The sequence below is a fragment of the Streptomyces sp. NPDC048461 genome (assembly GCF_055587105.1).
Window position 1 is genome coordinate 63,099 of sequence record NZ_JBVJGW010000020.1, and the last position, 15,714, is coordinate 78,812.

A 15,714-nucleotide genomic window follows, 5' to 3' on the forward strand; every position below is an offset into this window, starting at 1 on the left:
CCGCCGGGCACACCGGAGGCCGCCGCCCGGCTGCTCAGGAGGCGGACAGTCCGGGCGTCTGCGAGCGGGGCGAAGTCGGACGAACTGAGCCGGATCGGGATGTTCGGCGGTCATCCGGGCCGGCGTGTCCGAAGGCCGGGACGGTGACGACCAGGGACGGCAGGTTCACGAGGACGGCGTAGTCGGTGACGGCGCCCTCCCGTGCTGCCCCTGTAGGCCGACCGGGCTCCGTCGGCCCCGGCTCCGAATGCGAACGGGCCGCCGGGGCACCCGCCCGGACGTACGTGCCGGGATCTGCTCCTACCCGCCCCCGGCGGGGTCGCGCGGTCTCACCGGCAGGGCGGTACGACGAGGGGAGCTGCCCAGTGGCGGCCACACTGACCAGGGCGCCCGGCGAGAGCCCGGGGCTGGACGACGCCCTGCTGGCGGTACGCGCGGGGGAGGGCGACGAGGAGGCCTTCGCGGTCCTGGTGCGCCGCCACGCCCCGGCTCTGGTGCGGCTGGCCACACGGCTGGTGGACGACCGCGCCGAAGCGGAGGACGCGGTGCAGGACGCCTTCATCAGCGCGTGGCGCAAGCTGCCCGAATTCCGCGGCCAGTCGTCGTTCGGCACCTGGGTGTACCGCATCGTCACCAACCGGTGCCTGAACATCCTGCGCGCCCGCAGGCCCCAGGCCCCGCTGGAAGCCGCCGCCGAGGTGACCGCCCCCGAGCACAGCGTCTCCCCGGACCGCATCGCCGAGGCCCGCGCCGCCCTCGCGGACCTCCACCAGGCGCTCGCCGATCTGTCGCCCGAGCAGCGCACCTGCTGGATGCTGCGAGAATCGGACGGTCAGTCGTACGCGTTCATCGCGGACACGGTCGGCATCAGCGAGGAAGCCGTCCGCGCACGGGTCTTCCGCGCACGACGCCACCTCACCGACGCCTTGGGGGCCTGGCGATGACCGCACGTATCGATCCGCCCGCCGCGCCCCCGCCGGGTCCCGACGACGAGCGCCTGCCGTGCGGACGGCTGCTCTCCGAGACCTGGGCGGCGTGGGAGGAGGGTCTGCCCGACGCCCATCGTGCGGCCTGCTCCCCCTGCACGCGCGCGGTCGCGGAACTGGAACGGCTGGAGACGGCCGTACGGCGGCTCCACGACGACCCCGAGGACCCGACGGGGGATGGCGCCGCCTCGCTGACGGACCGGGTGATGGGCGTGGTCCGCATGGAGCTGCGTCCGGGGCGCCTGCTGCCCCTGGGTGAACCGGACGGGGCCATGTGGATCACGGAGTCCGCCGCGGCCCGCGTCCTGCGCGTCGCGGCCGAACGGGTGCCCGGGGTCCGCTCGGGTTCGTGCCGGATCGCTCCCGACCAGCCGCCCACCGGCCGTGTGGCCGTCAACCTGCACGTCCTGGCTCCGATAACCTCGCCGAGCCTGCCGGCGCTGGCCGACGAGGTCCGCCGCAGCGTGCGGGAGTCCGCCGACCGCAGCCTCGGCCTGGAGATCACCGGCATCGACGTCCACGTCGTCGGCTTCGCCGACGCTTCGGGCAGCGCCGACGGGGGCTCCGAACACTGACCCCGCACGAGCGCGGCAACACGCTCACGCAGATCGTGCGGGACGCGCCCGACGCCGGCTTGCCCGCCCCCGGGCACGGCTGACCCCGAGGTCACCGTGACTGGTCACCGGCCCGCTGCGAGGCCCCGGCCGGGCGGGCTGGACCGGTCAGTGCCGTCTCTCTGTGGCCTCGTACCCTTCGAGCCCGGCCGTGGCGAGTGCGGGAACCAAGGCGTACAGGTACCAGGCCAGGTCGGTGAACTCCGGCGCCGACAGGACGTGCCGACGGTTCATCGTGGGCACGAAGCCGACGTCCGTGCGGCCCGCCATGAACATGAACATGCCCCCGGTGCCCGCCTCCTGGTGGAAGACGTTGACCGCTACCGTGTACGGCAGGTTCTCCGGCGCGTCGAGAAGCTCCAATGCCCCGCCGATACCGTCGGGCGTGCCGTCGCTGTCGTACCAGTCGTACATGTCGTCCGCGTCGTTGATCATGTACGAGACGCCCCCGGGCGACATCGCCGGGGACCACCCCGCCCCGCTGAGGGCGGCGAGCACGGCGCGCACGGTGACGGGGCACGTGAACGTGAAGTCGATGTCGGCGTCTCTGGATCCCACGCCCCGCATCCTGGCCCGTGCGGCACGGGGCCGCCAGCCCTTTTCCCCCGCGGTGGCGACTCCGTCCGCCGGAGCACGCAGGCCAACCAGCTTGAGTGGGGCGCTACACCGTGGGCCGGGCGATGCCCGCGGGCCGCACCATGCGTCACCGGGCCTCGCGGCGGATGGGGGAAGACCGTGACGCCGTGCCCGTGAGCGCATGCGGCGCCAGCGGGGGCGCTCGGCAGCGACGCGGTGCGCGCCGCGGACGGACACCGCGAAGGGGGCTCGGCCGCCGTCCTGGAGGCGGTCAGCGGCAAGCGGCTCGGCAGCGGTCAGTCGCCGTGCTCCGTTGGAGGCGGCAGGAACCTGCCCGCCTTCAGGTTGAGTTGACCGGCGAAGTACGACTCCGCGTCGGGGCGCATCCGGGCGAGGGCCACCATGCCCGTGATGATCACGTCGCACACCTCGTCGTGGACGTCCTCCCAGCTGTGGGAGTGCCCCTTGCGGGGGTTGGTGCCCTTGGCGCCGATCACGGCCTGGGCCGCCTCCCCGAACTCCTCACCGATCTTGAGGATTTGCAGGACCTGGCTCTCCTCGGGCGGCATGCCGCGCGCGGCGTCGGCGGCGTTGAACCGGGCGGCCAGGGCGCTGATGACGTCCCACGGGTCGGGTGTGCTCACGATGGGCGGTGCCTTCCTGTCAGCGGGCGGGAGGACTGTACCCGCTGCCGCCCCGCCCCCGGGGCGGGGCACACATCCTCCAACCGCACCTACCGCGGACTCGGCGGAAGCGACAGTGATGTGCACGCCGTTTCACGGAACCCGTCTCGCAGATGCAAGATACGGGGAAGCGATCTCGGTTGCCGTGGCGTCCGAGGGAACCGAGGGCGGCGGCGACCCGCCCCCACGGCGCGTCGCGAACGCGGGTCGGTGACGGCTCCGAGCGGATCCGGATCCGGCTCCGGCCGTGGTGCGGTGGCGGTACCCCTGCTCCTGCTCACAAGGCGAGGTAAGGATCATGAACGCACGTACCCGGGACGGGAGTGCCGGTGACGCCGTCCACGGCACCGTCGGCTCCGGAAGCCCCTCCTCCCCCACCTACCGGCGGCCCGACACCCGCATCGCACAGTTCATCGCCGAGGCACTCGCCGGAGCGGGGACCGTGCTCAACGTCGGTGCGGGCACCGGATCGTACGAGAGCGCCGCCCGCGCGGTGACGGCCGTCGAGCCGTCCGAGGCGATGCGCGCCCGGCGCCCGGACCGCCTCGCCCGCGCCGTCGACGCCGTCGCCGAGGACCTGCCCTTCGCCGACGGCGCGTTCGACGGCTCGATGACCCTGTTCAGCGTCCACCAGTGGAGCGACGTCGGCGCGGGCCTGCGGGAGATGCGGCGCGTCACCCGCGGCCCGGTCGTCGTCCTCACCTGCGACCCGAAGCTCGTGCGCGACTTCTGGCTGTACGCGTACGCCCCCGAGGTCCTGGACGCCGAAGCCCTCCGCTACCCGCCCGTCGAGGACATCACGGCCGCCCTCGGCGGAGCCTGCTCCGTCCGGACGGTACCGATCCCCCTCGACTGCACGGACGGTTTCAACGAGGCGTACTACGGCCGCCCCGACCTGCTCCTCGATCCCGCCGCCCGGCAGGCCTGCTCCGCGTGGAGCTTCGTCGACGACGGCGTCCGCGAACGGTTCACCGGGAGGCTGCGGGAGGACCTCGACTCCGGTGCCTGGGACGCCCGTTTCGGCCACCTGCGCACGCAGCCGGCGTACGAGGGGTCACTCGTCGTCGTGCGCGCGACCCTGGACTGACGGACCCCGGAGCGGTCCCCGGCGCACCCCCCTCCGACCGTCACGCGCACAGAGCGGTGTCGAGGAGGGCCTCGGCCCGGTCGGCGGGCTGGGGCGTGGGCGCCGGGTTCGCGGTGACCGCCACCGCGGCGGCGCGGCCGTCGTCGGTGACTCCGACGCGCGTCGCGTAGCCGGGGACGTCACCGCCGTGCCCCCACTTCACACCGCCGCAGCTGACCGGCGTGCCGACCAGCCCCAGACCGTACCGGGAACCGGCCGGCCAGCCGGCGACAGCGGGGATCTCGACGGTGGTGCGCATCTGGGCGAGTTGCGCGGGCTTCAGCAGCTTGCCGCCGACGAGGGCTCGGAAGAACCGGTTCAGGTCGCCCGGGGTGGAAACCGTCTGCCCGGCGGCCCACCCCCAGGAGGGGTCGAGCTCGGTCACGTCCTGTACGGGATCCCCGGGCTTCGCCGCGTAGTAGCCCCTGGGGTGGGCTTCGCGGATGCGCTCCTCGCCGACGCCGGGAAAGTAGGTGTGGCGCAGTCCGGCGGGGTCGACGATCCTCTTCGTGATCTGTTCCGCGAGCGGTCGGCCGGTGACCTTCTCGACGATCAGGCCCGCGAGGATGTAGTTGGTGTTGCTGTACGACCAGCCGTCCCCCGGGGCGAAGACCGCCTTGTGGGCGAGGGCCACGTCGAGGAGGGTGCGGGGCTGGTAGTAGGTGTGGCGGCCCTCCCCGACGAATTCGTCCATCATGAACTCGGTGTAGTTGGGCAGTCCGCTGGTGTGCTGCAGCAGCTGGCGGACCGTGATGACGCGGCCGTCAATGCCCTCGCCTCGCACCAGGTTCGGCACGTACGTCTCGATCGGCGCGTCGAGGTCGACCGAGCCCTCGCCGACGAGCTGCAGGACGACGACGGCGGTGAACGTCTTGGTGTTGCTCCCGGCCCGCACCTGCCCGTCGACCGGCACCTTCCTCCCGGTCCGCACGTCCGCGACCCCGGCGGTGTGGTTCCGGGTTCGCCCGTCGCGGCCGGTGGTCGCGGCCAGGGCCGCGGGGTACGCGTCGTCCCGCACCAGCCGCTCCACCCCCTGCCGCACGGCGTCGCCGGCAGCGGTGCCGGGCCGTTGCGCCGCCGCGGACGCGGACGAACCGCTGCCGACCGCGGCGAGCGTCGCGGCCGCCACGGCGAGGGCCGCGGTCCTGCGGCGCAGCCTGTGAAAACCCTCGGTCATGAGAAACCCCCCTTGCGCACCCCCGAGGGGGTGCGGTGGCCGTTCGGACCCCTTCAGCCTGGGCGTTTCCGTTCCGATGATCGATCCGGGCAGCGGTACCGACCAGCGTGGGGATAACCCCCGGCCGGGGCGATGGGCCGAAGGGGCCCGGCTACCGGTGGTGCGCGTGGCGACCCTCCGCCCCGCGGTGCGGCGGGGGTGAAACCAGGTGCGGCCGGTCGCCGCGATGGTGTGACATGCAGGACATGACGATCGTTCTGAACGAGCCCGGCGTCGATGGGCTGACCGGCGTCGTGGAGGCCCTCCGCGCATGGCAGGACGACCGCACGCCGCTGCAACTCCATCCGGGAGACCTCGGCTGGGCCTGGGCGCTGGGCGCGGAGAGGCTGGCCGCGGCCGTGCGCACCTGGAGCGTGGACGGACGGATCATTGCCGTCGGATACCTGGACGACCCCGATGTGCTGCGCCTGACGACCGCGCCGGATCTGCGCCAGGACGGCGATCTGGCGCGCCGGCTGCTGGCGGACCTCGATGATCCGGACCGCGGGGTCCTGCCGCCCGGGAAGGTCGGCCTCGAAATCCCGAACGGCGCCCTGCTCCGCGAGGTCCTCTTGGGGGCGGGCTGGATTCCGGACGAGCCGTGGACGCCGCTGCGCCACGACCTCGCCGCCCCGGTGAAGGGCTCCGGCCTGCGGATCGAGGTGGCCGGTCCGGAGACGGCGGGGGTGCGGACCGCAGTGCATCGCTCGGCGTTCGGCAGCCCGGCGTTCACCGAGGAGAGGTGGCGCGCCCTCGCGGCCGGGCCGGTCTATGCCGACGCCCGCTGCCTGATCGGCTACGACGACCGGGACAACGCGGTGGCCGCGGCGACGGTCTGGTCGGCGGGGCCGGGCAAGCCCGGCCTGCTGGAGCCGGTGGGCGTGCACGCCGACCATCGCGGTCGCGGCTTCGGGACGGCGATCAGCGTCGCCGCTGCGGCGGTGCTGCGCGAACTGGGTGCATCAAGCGCACTCGTCAGCACCCCGACCTCGAACACCGCCGCCGTCGCCGCCTACCAGGCGGCTGGATACGAGCCGTCAGCCGAACGGCTTGACGTCAGTCGAGCCGCCTGAACATGCTCCCGCGGCGGTCCGAGCGGCAACGGCGCGGCCTGGCCACCCGTCAGCCTCCGTCCGGACGGGATTCGTCCGGCTCCCGCGGTACGGGCCAGCGGTGCGACACCCGTCCCGAGGCCAGCTGTTCGACGACCTCGGCCAGGTCCTGGCACGCCTGCTCGATCCGCAGCCGGATGGTGTTCTGCTCCGTGACGAGCGCCGACAGCAGCAGCGAGGTCAGGGCCGCGGCCCCGTTGAGGGCCTGGAGGTTGGCCATGCCCTGGAGCAGCGTGTGGTCGCCGAAGGGGCCGAGGCGGCCGATCGCGGCCGCGTTCGCCAAGACGGACACCAGCAGCATGCACGGCGCGCTGCCGGCCAGCTGGAATCGCAGGGCGGCCCAGATCAGGAGCGGGAAGACGAGGAAGAGCACCGCCAGGTCGCTCCTGGTCGCCAGGAGCGTGATCCCGACGGCGGACACGGTCAGGGCCAGGACTTCGGGCCACCGGTACGTCTCCACGGGCAGCCGGGCCCTGTGCAGCACCAGGAGCAGGGGCGTGATCACGAGCACGCCCATGGCGTCTCCGGCCCACCACGTCCACCAGACGGTCCAGAACCCGCCCTCCGGCAGGGCGTCGGTGAGCTCCAGCAGCCCCGCACCGGCGGTGGCGCTGATGAGCATGGGCACCATTCCGCCGAGGAAGACCAGGGCGACGCCGTCGCGCAGCCGGTCGAGCTCGATGCGGAAGCCGACGTGCCGGAGCATCAGGAAGGCGCACACGGGGGCGAGGGTGTTGCCCGCGACGATCCCGAGTCCGACGGGGTCGATGGGGCTGATCGACTGGATGACGAGCAGGGCGCCGATCGCGATGCCGGGCCATACGCCCAGGCCCAGCCAGAGCAGGCAGCCCAGGGCGATGCCGGTGGGCGGCCACAGCGGCGTCACGACCGCCCCCTCGACGACCACCTGCTGGAGCAGGCCGATGCGCCCGCCCGCGTAGTAGGCGGCGGCCACGGCGATGATCCGGAGCACAGCCGGGAACAGACGTCGGAAGCCCTCGGTGCGCATCACTGCATCAGACAACAGTCAGCGGTCGCCGTCGGCGCGTGACACGCGCTACGGCGCCGGCCGCGTCACCCGATCCGGACGGGAACCGCCCTCGTGCCGCAGCACGAGCACCGCGGCGTCGTCCTCGTGGCCGGTCGAGTCCGCCACCTTCATCACCTCGGCCGCCAGCTCGCCCGGTTCCGCGCCGGCGCCTTCCCGGATCACCTCGGCGACCCGGGCCAGCCCGGCTTCGATCGGGAAGGACGGGCCCTCCACCACACCGTCGGTGACCAGGACGAACGAGCCGGCGGTCGTCAGCGGCAGACGGGTGACCGGGTAGTCGGAGCCCGGCAGCATGCCGAGCGGGAGGCCGCCCTCGTCCTCCACTACGCCGTGTTCTCCGCTCGTCGTGGCCCAGACGCCGGGCACGTGGCCGGCGCGGGCGCTCTGGATCTCCCAGTTCACGGGGTCGAAGCGGACGAACGTGCAGGTCGCGAAGAGGTCGCAGTCGACCGACAGCAGGAGTTCGTTGGCCCGGCGGAGCACCTCGCCGGGGTCGGCGGCGGAGGCGGCCACGGCGCGTACGGCGATGCGGACCTGCCCCATGAAGGCGGCCGCCTCGACGTCGTGGCCCTCCACGTCGCCGATGGAGAAGCCGAGGGCGCCGCTGGGGAGCCGGAATCCGTCGTACCAGTCGCCTCCCACGCTCAGGCCGTGGCGGGCGGGCGCGTACCGGGCGGCCGTGCGCAGCCCCGGCAGTGCGGGGAGGGAGGCGGGCAGGATCTCGCGCTGCAGTGCCTCGGCCAGCTCCACCCGGGCCTGGTGGAGCTCAGCTCCCTCCCTGGCCTGGGCGGTCAGCCTCCCGAGCCGTGTCAGCAAGTCGTCCGCGGTCGCCGACCGCGTGGACTTATGGGAGGTCATGGAGCGCTCCGAGGGACGTCCGCTTCGGGGCCCCGGCCGAAACCCCGCCTCATCATATTTCGAGCGCCCGACAATCACACCGCGAGCGGCGGTCAGCCGCCGCGGGCCGCCTGGAAGGCACGGCGGTACGCGTGGGGGCTGGTCCCGACGAGGCGCTTGAAACGGTCCCGGAAGGCGGTGGGCGACCCGAAGCCGACCTGGGTGGCGATCCGGTCCACGGGGTGCGCGGTGGTCTCCAGCAGGTACTGGGCCTGGCGGATCCGCGCACGGTGCAGCCATTGGAGGGGGGAGGTGCCGGTCTGCTCGCGGAAGCGCCGGTTCAGGGTACGGATGCTCATGCCGGCCCGCGCGGCGAGGTCGTCGAGGGTCAGGTCCCTGCGGGCGTTGTCCTCCCATCCACCTCAGGAGGGGTTCGATCACGGATCCGCGCGGGGCCGGAGGCTGCTCGTGGACGATGAACTGGGCCTGCCCGCCCTCCCGTTCCAGGGGCATGACGGCGAGCCGGGCCGCGTCGGCGGCGACGGCCGAGCCCAGGTCGGTCCGGATCAGGTGCAGGCACAGGTCCAGCCCGGCGGCGGCTCCGGCCGAGGTGAGCAGCCGGCCGTTGTCCACGTAGAGCACGCCGGGGTCGACGTCCACGGCGGGGTGACGGGCGGCGAGGTCGGCCGCGGCGAGCCAGTGGGTGGTGGCCCGCAGCCCGTCCAGGAGGCCGGTGGCGGCCAGGACGAACGCGCCCGTACAGATGGAGGCGAGCCGGGTGCCGTGCGCGGCCGCCCGGCGCAGCGTGTCGAGGACCTCGTCGGGGACGGGGGCCGAGGGGTCGCCCACGCCGGGGACGATGATGGTGTCCGCCTCCTCGAGCGCGGCCAGCGGCCAGGGCGCGCGCAGGGTGAAGGCTCCGGCGTCGACCTCCTCGGTGGGCGCGCAGACGCGGACGCGGTAGGCAGGGCGGCCGTCCGGGAGACGGGTACGCCCGAAGACGTCGATCGGGGTGGACAGGTCGAACGGGATGACCCCGTCCAGGGCGAGGACGGCCACGGTGTGCATGGCCCCACCCTAGGGGTCCGCCGGACCCGGATCCGACGCTGCGGCCCGTCCGGATGCCTTGCGCAGCAGGTCACAGAGCTGCGGAGGCTCTTGGCCAGAACCCGTTGGCATCTGGCATTCCAGCCACTACAGCGTGGCCGCGCCGCTGACTACGGTCGGTGTCGGCGCCGGTCGCGGCGCCGGCACCGGGGGCCCCTCCGGTGCCGTCAGAGAGGAAACCGCTCCGGATGCTGTGCCAGATCGTGCTGTTCGACGGATTCGACCCGCTGGACGTCGTCGCCCCCTACGAGGTCCTCTTTGCCGGCGGCGTCGCCGCGCCGGGCGCGCTCCGGGTGGAGCTGGTCTCGGCGGAGGGCCCGCGCGAGGTGCCCAGCGGCTCGGGGCTCCTCACGCTGCGGGCGACGGCCGCGCTCGACCCCCGGCGCGCGGACCTCGTCCTCGTCCCGGGAGCGGTGGGTCCGCTGGGCGAGGGCGCGGACCCCGATGACACGACCCGGCCCGACGCTGCGGGCCCCGGCGCCCCTGGGACCGGCGCATCCATCCCGGCGTTGCTTGCCCGCGCCGCGCGGACGGGGCTGCCGGCCCTCCTCGGGGAGGCTCTGGAACGTCCAGGCGTGATCGTGGCCACCGTGTGCGGCGGCTCCGCGCTGCTCGCCGCGGCCGGGCTGATCGAGGGGCGGCACGCCACGACGAACCACCTCGGCCTCCACCTCCTGGAGGCGGCCGGCGTGGTCGCGGTCGACGCCCGCGTGGTCGACGACGGAGACCTGGTGACGGGCGCGGGCGTCACCTCGGGACTGGACCTGGGCCTCTACCTGCTGGAGCGGGAGCTGGGCCCCCGGATCGCCCACGCCGTGGAGCAGCTCTTCGCCCACGAGCGCCGGGGCACCGTCTGGCGTGCCGCCGGGCCGGTACCGGCCGGCTTCTGACGGCCCGTACGCCACCCCGACCACCCCGCCCTCACCGACCACCGCGCCCGGCACGTCCGGCACGTCCGGCACGTCCGGCTCCCAGCGAAAGCACCACGACCCCCATGACGAAGTTCCTCCTGACCGTCCACGTCCTGGCCGCCATCATCACCATCGGTCCCGTGACCGTGGCGGCCAGCATGTTCCCTCCCGCCGCCCGCCGCGCCCTGGCGGCGCCCGGCGACGCGGCGGCCCGCGCCACCGTGCTGACCCTGCACCGCATCTGCCAGGTCTACTCCGTGGTCGCGGTCGCCGTACCGGTGTTCGGCCTCGCGACCGCCAACAGCCTGCACGTGCTCGGCAGTCCCTGGCTCCTGACGTCGATCGCGCTGACCGTCGCCGCCGCGGCGGTGCTCGCCGCGCTCGTCCTGCCGCGGCAGAGCGGGCTGCTGGACGCCCTCGCCGGCACGGAGGGCGGGGAGCAGGATGCCGCGGCCGTGCGGCGGGCCGCGGGGCGGCTGGGGATGTACACGGGGGTCTTCAACCTGCTCTGGGCCACCGTGACCGTACTGATGATCGTCCGGCCGGGTTCGACCACCGGCGCGTGAGGGCGGCCGCGGGCCGGGAGCCCGGGAGCCGCCCGCCGGTGACGGTTCAGCCGGCCCGCAGCACCGGGGCCAGGAATTCCGCCGGCGTCGTGGTGCCGCGCTCGATGGTCGCGCCGTCGCCGAAGCCCACCCGGCCCGAGGCCACGCCGGCGTACATCTCCGCGTAGAGCTCCGCGACGGCGGGCGGGAACCCCATCCCGGTGAACGCCGCGGTCGCCGCCTCGGCGGGGGCCGGCGCGAGGGCGACCGGCCTGCCGAGGAGCCCGGTCAGGGCCGAGGCGATGTCCGCGGGCGAGTACGGGGCCGGGCCCGCGACGTTCCTGATCCGGTGGCCCTGCGCGGGGCGCAGGAGCGAGTCGGCGACGAACGCCCCGATGTCGGCGGTCGCGATCGTCTCGATCGGCTCGCCGGGGGCCATGAAGGTGGGCAGCACGCCCTGTTCCCGTACGACGGGCAGGACCGGCACCCAGTTCTCCAGGAAGTACGAGGCCCGTACGAGGGTGAGGTTCGCGGCGGCCGCGCGCAGCGCCTCCTCGCCCCGGTGGAGGGTGACGATGGGGCCCGTACCGGAGTCGTGCTGCGCGCCGACGGACGACAGGAACACGGTGTGGTCGACACCGCTGTCCCCCACGGCCGTGGCGAGCGAGTCGGTGAGGCCGCGGCTCGCCCGGAGGAAGTCAGGCGCGGAGTAGTCGGGCGGAACCATGAGGAAGGCGCCCGCCGCCCCGGTGAGGACCTCGGTCAGGGCGGCGGTGTCGGCCAGGTCCAGGACCGCCGCAGCGGCTCCGTCGGCGAGCCAGGGCGCCGCCTTCTCCTGCGAGCGGACGATGACGGTGACCGGCTCGCCCGCCTCGACGAGGGCGCGTGCTGCGGCCGATCCGACGTGACCGGTGACTCCTGCGACGACGTACATGCCGTGTTCCTCGTCTCGGTTGGGTGGAGCGGGGCGGGGCGGGGCGGGCCCGTCGGCTCCGGTCCCCCGGACGCCTCCCGGCCCGGCACCCCCAACGCGCCGCCGGGCGGGGGCGTCACGGCCGGGCCCGGCACACCACTCCGACGCCGGATCCCGCGGCGGACGGGAGGGCGGTGGGAGAGGCAGCGGCGGCCACCGGGCCGCCGATCAGAGGCAATTGGTCCAGACCTGTTGACGGCGGGCCATCCGGAGCAATAGGTTCCCGGACACGCGGCGGACACGGCATCAGCTCCCCCCACCAGCTCCGGCGCCGTACAGGGGACACCCCTCCCGGCGGCCGTACGCCGCGTCGCGCGCTCCCCCGCCACTCCCCCCACGGAGGCACTTCCTTGCGTACCCGCATCCGCACCCGTACCCGCCTCGCCTGCGGCCTGGGCGCCACCCTGCTCGGCGCGGCCGCGGTCCTGACCGCACCCGGCTCCGCCTTCGGCGCCAACATCCTCACGAACGGCGACTTCGAGTCCGGCACCACGTCCGGCTGGTCCTGCGCCGGAGGTCTGGGCTCCGTGGTGGGCTCCCCCGTGCACGGCGGCGGCAAGGCGCTGGCCGGCGCCGTCAGCGCGTCCGACACCGCCAAGTGCACGCAGACCGTCGCCGTCCAGCCCAACACCTCGTACACGCTGTCCGCCTGGGTCCGGGGCAGCTACGTGTACCTCGGCGTGACCGGCGGCGCCTCCACCTGGACGCCCTCGGCCTCCGCCTACACCAAGCTCAGCGTCTCCTTCACCACCGGCGCCTCCCAGACCAGCGCCCAGATCTACCTCAACGGCTGGTACGGGCAGGGCACCTACCACGCCGACGACGTCACCCTGGACGGCCCCGGCGGCAGCACGGACACCGTCGCCCCCACCGCGCCCGGCAACCTCGCGTCCACGGGGAAGACCTCCTCCAGCGTCTCGCTCGCCTGGACGGCCTCGACCGACAACGTCGGCGTCACCGGCTACGACGTCTACCGGGGCGCCGACAAGGTGGCCACGTCCACGACCACCGCGGCGACGGTCACCGGACTCTCCCCCCGCACGGCGTACGCCTTCACGGTGCGCGCACGCGACCTGGCGGGCAACACCTCGCCGGTCTCCAACACGGCCGCCGTCACCACCGACGACGGGCCCGTGCCGGCCGGCTTCAAGCAGGCGGCGCCGTACCTGTACCTCGGCTGGGGCAACCCGCCGAGCGCGACGACGGTGATGAACGCGACCGGGGTGAAGTGGTTCACGATGGCCTTCGTCCTGTCCTCCGGCGGCTGCAACCCGGCCTGGGACGGCCAGCGCCCGCTGACGGGCGGGGTGGACCAGAGCACCGTCAACGCGATCCGGGCGGCGGGCGGAGACATCGTCCCGTCCATCGGCGGCTGGCAGGGCAACAAGCTCGGCCCCAACTGTGCCACCCCCGAAGCCCTGGCAGGCGCCTACCAGAAGGTGATCGACGCGTACGGTCTCAAGGCCATCGACGTCGACATCGAGAACACCGACGAGTTCGAGAACGCGGTGGTCCAGAACCGCGTCCTGGGCGCCCTCAAGATCGTCAAGCAGAACAACCCGGGGATCAAGACGATCCTGACCTTCGGGACCAGCACTTCGGGTCCGACCTCGTGGGGCAACCGCCTGATCGAGCAGGCCAAGGTGCTGGGCGCCGACATCGACGTGTTCACCATCATGCCGTTCGACTTCGGCAACGCCTCGACGGACATGTACGCCAGCACCATCAGCGCCACCGAGGGACTCAAGACCAAACTCAAGTCCACCTTCGGCTGGGACGACGCCACGGCCTACGCGCACATCGGCATCTCGGGCATGAACGGCATCAGCGACACCCAGGAGACCACCACCGTCCAGAACTGGACCGGCATCCGCGACTGGGCCAATTCCCACCACATCGCGCGGCTCGCCTTCTGGTCGGTCAACCGCGACCGCGGCTGCCCGGGCGGCGGACTGCAGGAGACCTGCTCCGGCATCGCCCAGAGCGACTGGCAGTTCACCTCCATCACGGCCGGCTTCACCGGCTGACCCCTCCGGCCGTCCACCGTCCCGCCGTCCGCGCTCCGGTCCTCGTGCCGGAGCGCGGACGCGTCAGGGGGTGACGATGGGGAAGTCGGTGTTTGCCGTGTCGAGGGCTCCGCTCAACCGGGCCAGCGCTCCCGCGTCGCCGGTGCTGGTGACGCCGTCCGGCTCCTGGCCGGCCAGGACGGCGAGCAGCTGCGGTTTGGTCAGAACGAGCGTGAGCTCGGCCGGGCCCTCGACCGGATTCGGCTCGCCCGTCGGACGGCTGCGGTGGATCAGGGCGCCGTTGGAGAGTTCGAGGCGCCAGGTCCGGCCGAGGTCGGTGAGCTCGAAGTCGACGGCCAGGGAGGCGTCCCAGCACCGGGGGCCGTTGACGCGGACGGCCATCGAGTCGAAGATCTGGTCCGGCGTCAGGGCGACGACCATCTCCGGGTTGGTCATGTCCAGGGTGGTGGGGGCGATGCTGCCGCGGAGTTCGCGGGCGCCCATCAGGTAGAAGTTGCGCCAGGGGCCGTTCTCGGCGCCGTGGCCCAGTTTCTCGTACACGTCCGCCAGTGCCTGCCGGGCTCCGGTGTGGTCGGGGCGGGCGAAGACCGCGTGGTTCAGGAGCGTCGCGGCGAAGCGCAGGTCCCCGTCGTCCGCGTACGCGCGCCCTGCCGCGACGAGGGGTTCGATGCCGCCGACGAGGTCGGCGTACCGGGTGGCCTCGTCGACGGGCGTGTGCTCCCACAAGTGGGCCGGGTTGCCGTCGAACCAGCCCATGTACCGCTGGTAGACGGCCTTCACGTTGTGGCTGACGGACCCGTAGTAGCCACGGCTGGGCCAGCCGCGGAGCGCGGGGGGCAGTTCGATCTCCTCGGCGATCTCCGCTCCGGTCAGACCCTCGTTGAGCAGGCGCAGGGTCTGGTCGTGGAGGTACGCGTACAGGTCCCGCTGGGTGCGCAGGTGCGTCGTGATGCGCTCGGCGCCCCAGGTGGGCCAGTGGTGCGAGGCGAAGGCGACGTCGGAGTCGGCGGCGAACAGGGTGACGGCCTCGTCGAGGTAGTGCGCCCAGATCCGGGCGTCACGGACGACGGCGCCGCGCAGGGTCAGGATGTTGTGCAGGTTGTGGGTCGCGTTCTCGGCCATGCACAGCGCGCGGCGGTCCGGGAAGTGGAAGTTCATCTCCGCGGGGGCCTCGGTGCCCGGCGTGAGGTGGAAGACGATGCGGACCCCGTCCACGGTCTCCTCCTGTCCCGTGGCGGTGATGTCCAGGGTCGGCGGGATGAGCGTGACCGTGCCCAGGGACGTCGTCTGGCCCAGGCCCGCGCCGATCTGGCCGTCGGGGGCCTTGGGCAGCTCGGCGCCGTACATGTACACGGCACGCCGGGTCATGGCCGCGCCCGCGTACACGTTCTCGGAAACGGCGTGCTTCAGGAACCCGACGGGGGCGATCACCGGGACGGGTGCGTGGCCGTGGGGGACGACGCCCCGGGAACCGCCGAAGTGGTCGCCGTGGGAGTGCGTGTAGATCAGGCCGGTGACGGGCCGCGGTCCGCGGTGCTCGCGGTAGAGCTCCAGCGCGGCGGCGGCGGTCTCGGCGGAGATCAGCGGGTCGATGACGATGACGCCGGTGTCCCCCTCGACGAGGGTCATGTTGGAGAGGTCGAAGCCGCGGACCTGGTAGATGCCGTCCGTGACCTCGTACAGGCCTTGCTTCGAGGCCAGTTGGCACTGGCGCCACAGACTCGCGTTGGCCGTGTCGGGACACTCGGCGTCAAGGAACGCGTAGGCGTCGTTGTCCCAGATCACCCGTCCGTCCGCCGTCTTGACCACGGCGGGCGAGGCCGCCGCCACGAAGCCGCGGTCCGCGTCGGCGAAGTCCTGCTGATCCGAGAAGTCCAGGCGGTCCGGGGAGTCCATGGATCTACACATACGGCACGGCGCCCGGCCTCGCGTCGCGGTGGGCCCGTACGG

At 73.3% G+C, this 15,714-nt stretch carries 14 protein-coding genes and 1 pseudogene; 7 read left to right on the forward strand and 8 right to left on the reverse strand.

All coding sequences use genetic code 11. The features are described 5' to 3' along the window. Window positions 1–365: 365 nt before the first annotated feature. Window positions 366–944 carry an RNA polymerase sigma factor gene (locus tag ACZ6S8_RS28830; protein WP_469460327.1) on the forward strand — a complete coding sequence of 193 codons (579 nt, stop codon included), beginning with the start codon at window positions 366–368 and terminating at the stop codon, window positions 942–944. Next, window positions 941–1,561 carry an Asp23/Gls24 family envelope stress response protein gene (locus tag ACZ6S8_RS28835; RefSeq protein WP_469460328.1) on the forward strand — a complete coding sequence of 207 codons (621 nt, stop codon included), beginning with the start codon at window positions 941–943 and terminating at the stop codon, window positions 1,559–1,561. Before ACZ6S8_RS28830 ends, ACZ6S8_RS28835 begins: the two co-directional genes overlap by 4 nt. Before the next feature lie 147 nt (window positions 1,562–1,708). Here ACZ6S8_RS28835 and ACZ6S8_RS28840 read toward each other — a convergent pair whose 3' ends face one another. Both ACZ6S8_RS28840 and ACZ6S8_RS28845 read right to left on the reverse strand, forming a co-directional pair. Then, a complete protein-coding gene (locus ACZ6S8_RS28840; protein WP_469460329.1) occupies window positions 1,709–2,158 on the reverse strand; it encodes a hypothetical protein in 450 nt (149 codons plus the stop codon). A 314-nt stretch (window positions 2,159–2,472) separates the two neighbouring features. Then, the gene (locus tag ACZ6S8_RS28845; RefSeq protein ID WP_469460330.1) at window positions 2,473–2,820 is read right to left on the reverse strand and encodes a MazG-like family protein; all 348 of its coding nucleotides are present in this window, start codon (window positions 2,818–2,820) and stop codon (window positions 2,473–2,475) included. Between the two features lie 337 nt (window positions 2,821–3,157). Between ACZ6S8_RS28845 and ACZ6S8_RS28850 the strand changes: the two genes are divergently transcribed. Further along, on the forward strand, window positions 3,158–3,946 hold the full coding sequence (locus tag ACZ6S8_RS28850; RefSeq protein ID WP_469460331.1) for a class I SAM-dependent methyltransferase: 789 nt from the start codon (window positions 3,158–3,160) through the stop codon (window positions 3,944–3,946). 40 nt (window positions 3,947–3,986) lie between these two features. Here ACZ6S8_RS28850 and ACZ6S8_RS28855 read toward each other — a convergent pair whose 3' ends face one another. Continuing rightward, complete coding sequence (locus ACZ6S8_RS28855) at window positions 3,987–5,162, reverse strand: serine hydrolase domain-containing protein (RefSeq protein ID WP_469460332.1); 1,176 nt, start codon at window positions 5,160–5,162, stop codon at window positions 3,987–3,989. A 245-nt stretch (window positions 5,163–5,407) separates the two neighbouring features. Here ACZ6S8_RS28855 and ACZ6S8_RS28860 point away from each other — a divergent pair, with 245 nt between their 5' ends. Further along, window positions 5,408–6,274, forward strand: a complete 867-nt coding sequence (locus tag ACZ6S8_RS28860) for a GNAT family N-acetyltransferase (protein WP_469460333.1) — start codon at window positions 5,408–5,410, stop codon at window positions 6,272–6,274. 49 nt (window positions 6,275–6,323) lie between these two features. Here ACZ6S8_RS28860 and ACZ6S8_RS28865 read toward each other — a convergent pair whose 3' ends face one another. From ACZ6S8_RS28865 to ACZ6S8_RS28875, 3 genes and pseudogenes are all read right to left on the reverse strand, one after another. After that, a complete protein-coding gene (locus ACZ6S8_RS28865) occupies window positions 6,324–7,325 on the reverse strand; it encodes an MASE1 domain-containing protein (protein ID WP_469460389.1) in 1,002 nt (333 codons plus the stop codon). 45 nt (window positions 7,326–7,370) lie between these two features. Next, window positions 7,371–8,222: a PP2C family protein-serine/threonine phosphatase gene (locus ACZ6S8_RS28870; RefSeq protein ID WP_469460334.1), complete on the reverse strand. Its 852-nt coding sequence runs from the start codon at window positions 8,220–8,222 to the stop codon at window positions 7,371–7,373. A 92-nt stretch (window positions 8,223–8,314) separates the two neighbouring features. After that, a pseudogene (locus ACZ6S8_RS28875) lies at window positions 8,315–9,269 on the reverse strand (GlxA family transcriptional regulator). 227 nt (window positions 9,270–9,496) lie between these two features. Here ACZ6S8_RS28875 and ACZ6S8_RS28880 point away from each other — a divergent pair. Together ACZ6S8_RS28880 and ACZ6S8_RS28885 are read left to right on the forward strand one after the other, a co-directional pair. Continuing rightward, the gene (locus tag ACZ6S8_RS28880; protein ID WP_469460335.1) at window positions 9,497–10,198 is read left to right on the forward strand and encodes a DJ-1/PfpI family protein; all 702 of its coding nucleotides are present in this window, start codon (window positions 9,497–9,499) and stop codon (window positions 10,196–10,198) included. A gap of 104 nt (window positions 10,199–10,302) precedes the next feature. Then, on the forward strand, window positions 10,303–10,785 hold the full coding sequence (locus ACZ6S8_RS28885) for a DUF2269 family protein (RefSeq protein WP_469460336.1): 483 nt from the start codon (window positions 10,303–10,305) through the stop codon (window positions 10,783–10,785). A 46-nt stretch (window positions 10,786–10,831) separates the two neighbouring features. Here the strand turns inward: ACZ6S8_RS28885 and ACZ6S8_RS28890 are convergent, their stop codons facing one another. Next, complete coding sequence (locus ACZ6S8_RS28890; RefSeq protein ID WP_469460337.1) at window positions 10,832–11,698, reverse strand: NmrA family NAD(P)-binding protein; 867 nt, start codon at window positions 11,696–11,698, stop codon at window positions 10,832–10,834. Between the two features lie 389 nt (window positions 11,699–12,087). Here ACZ6S8_RS28890 and ACZ6S8_RS28895 point away from each other — a divergent pair, with 389 nt between their 5' ends. After that, complete coding sequence (locus tag ACZ6S8_RS28895) at window positions 12,088–13,764, forward strand: carbohydrate binding domain-containing protein (RefSeq protein WP_469460338.1); 1,677 nt, start codon at window positions 12,088–12,090, stop codon at window positions 13,762–13,764. A gap of 63 nt (window positions 13,765–13,827) precedes the next feature. On the opposite strand, the gene ACZ6S8_RS28900 is transcribed toward ACZ6S8_RS28895, so the two are convergent. Further along, window positions 13,828–15,660, reverse strand: coding sequence for an alkyl/aryl-sulfatase (locus ACZ6S8_RS28900; RefSeq protein ID WP_469460339.1), 1,833 nt, complete (start codon window positions 15,658–15,660; stop codon window positions 13,828–13,830). Window positions 15,661–15,714 lie beyond the last annotated feature (54 nt).

Bases quoted from the DNA above. Each gene is read 5' to 3' on its own strand.
- ACZ6S8_RS28835 (WP_469460328.1), top strand. From the start codon at position 941: ATGACCGCACGTATCGATCCGCCCGCCGCGCCCCCGCCGGGTCCCGAC.
- ACZ6S8_RS28850 (WP_469460331.1), top strand. From the start codon at position 3,158: ATGAACGCACGTACCCGGGACGGGAGTGCCGGTGACGCCGTCCACGGC.
- ACZ6S8_RS28855 (WP_469460332.1), bottom strand. From the start codon at position 5,162: ATGACCGAGGGTTTTCACAGGCTGCGCCGCAGGACCGCGGCCCTCGCC.
- ACZ6S8_RS28860 (WP_469460333.1), top strand. From the start codon at position 5,408: ATGACGATCGTTCTGAACGAGCCCGGCGTCGATGGGCTGACCGGCGTC.
- ACZ6S8_RS28870 (WP_469460334.1), bottom strand. From the start codon at position 8,222: ATGACCTCCCATAAGTCCACGCGGTCGGCGACCGCGGACGACTTGCTG.
- ACZ6S8_RS28880 (WP_469460335.1), top strand. From the start codon at position 9,497: ATGCTGTGCCAGATCGTGCTGTTCGACGGATTCGACCCGCTGGACGTC.
- ACZ6S8_RS28885 (WP_469460336.1), top strand. From the start codon at position 10,303: ATGACGAAGTTCCTCCTGACCGTCCACGTCCTGGCCGCCATCATCACC.
- ACZ6S8_RS28890 (WP_469460337.1), bottom strand. From the start codon at position 11,698: ATGTACGTCGTCGCAGGAGTCACCGGTCACGTCGGATCGGCCGCAGCA.
- ACZ6S8_RS28900 (WP_469460339.1), bottom strand. From the start codon at position 15,660: ATGGACTCCCCGGACCGCCTGGACTTCTCGGATCAGCAGGACTTCGCC.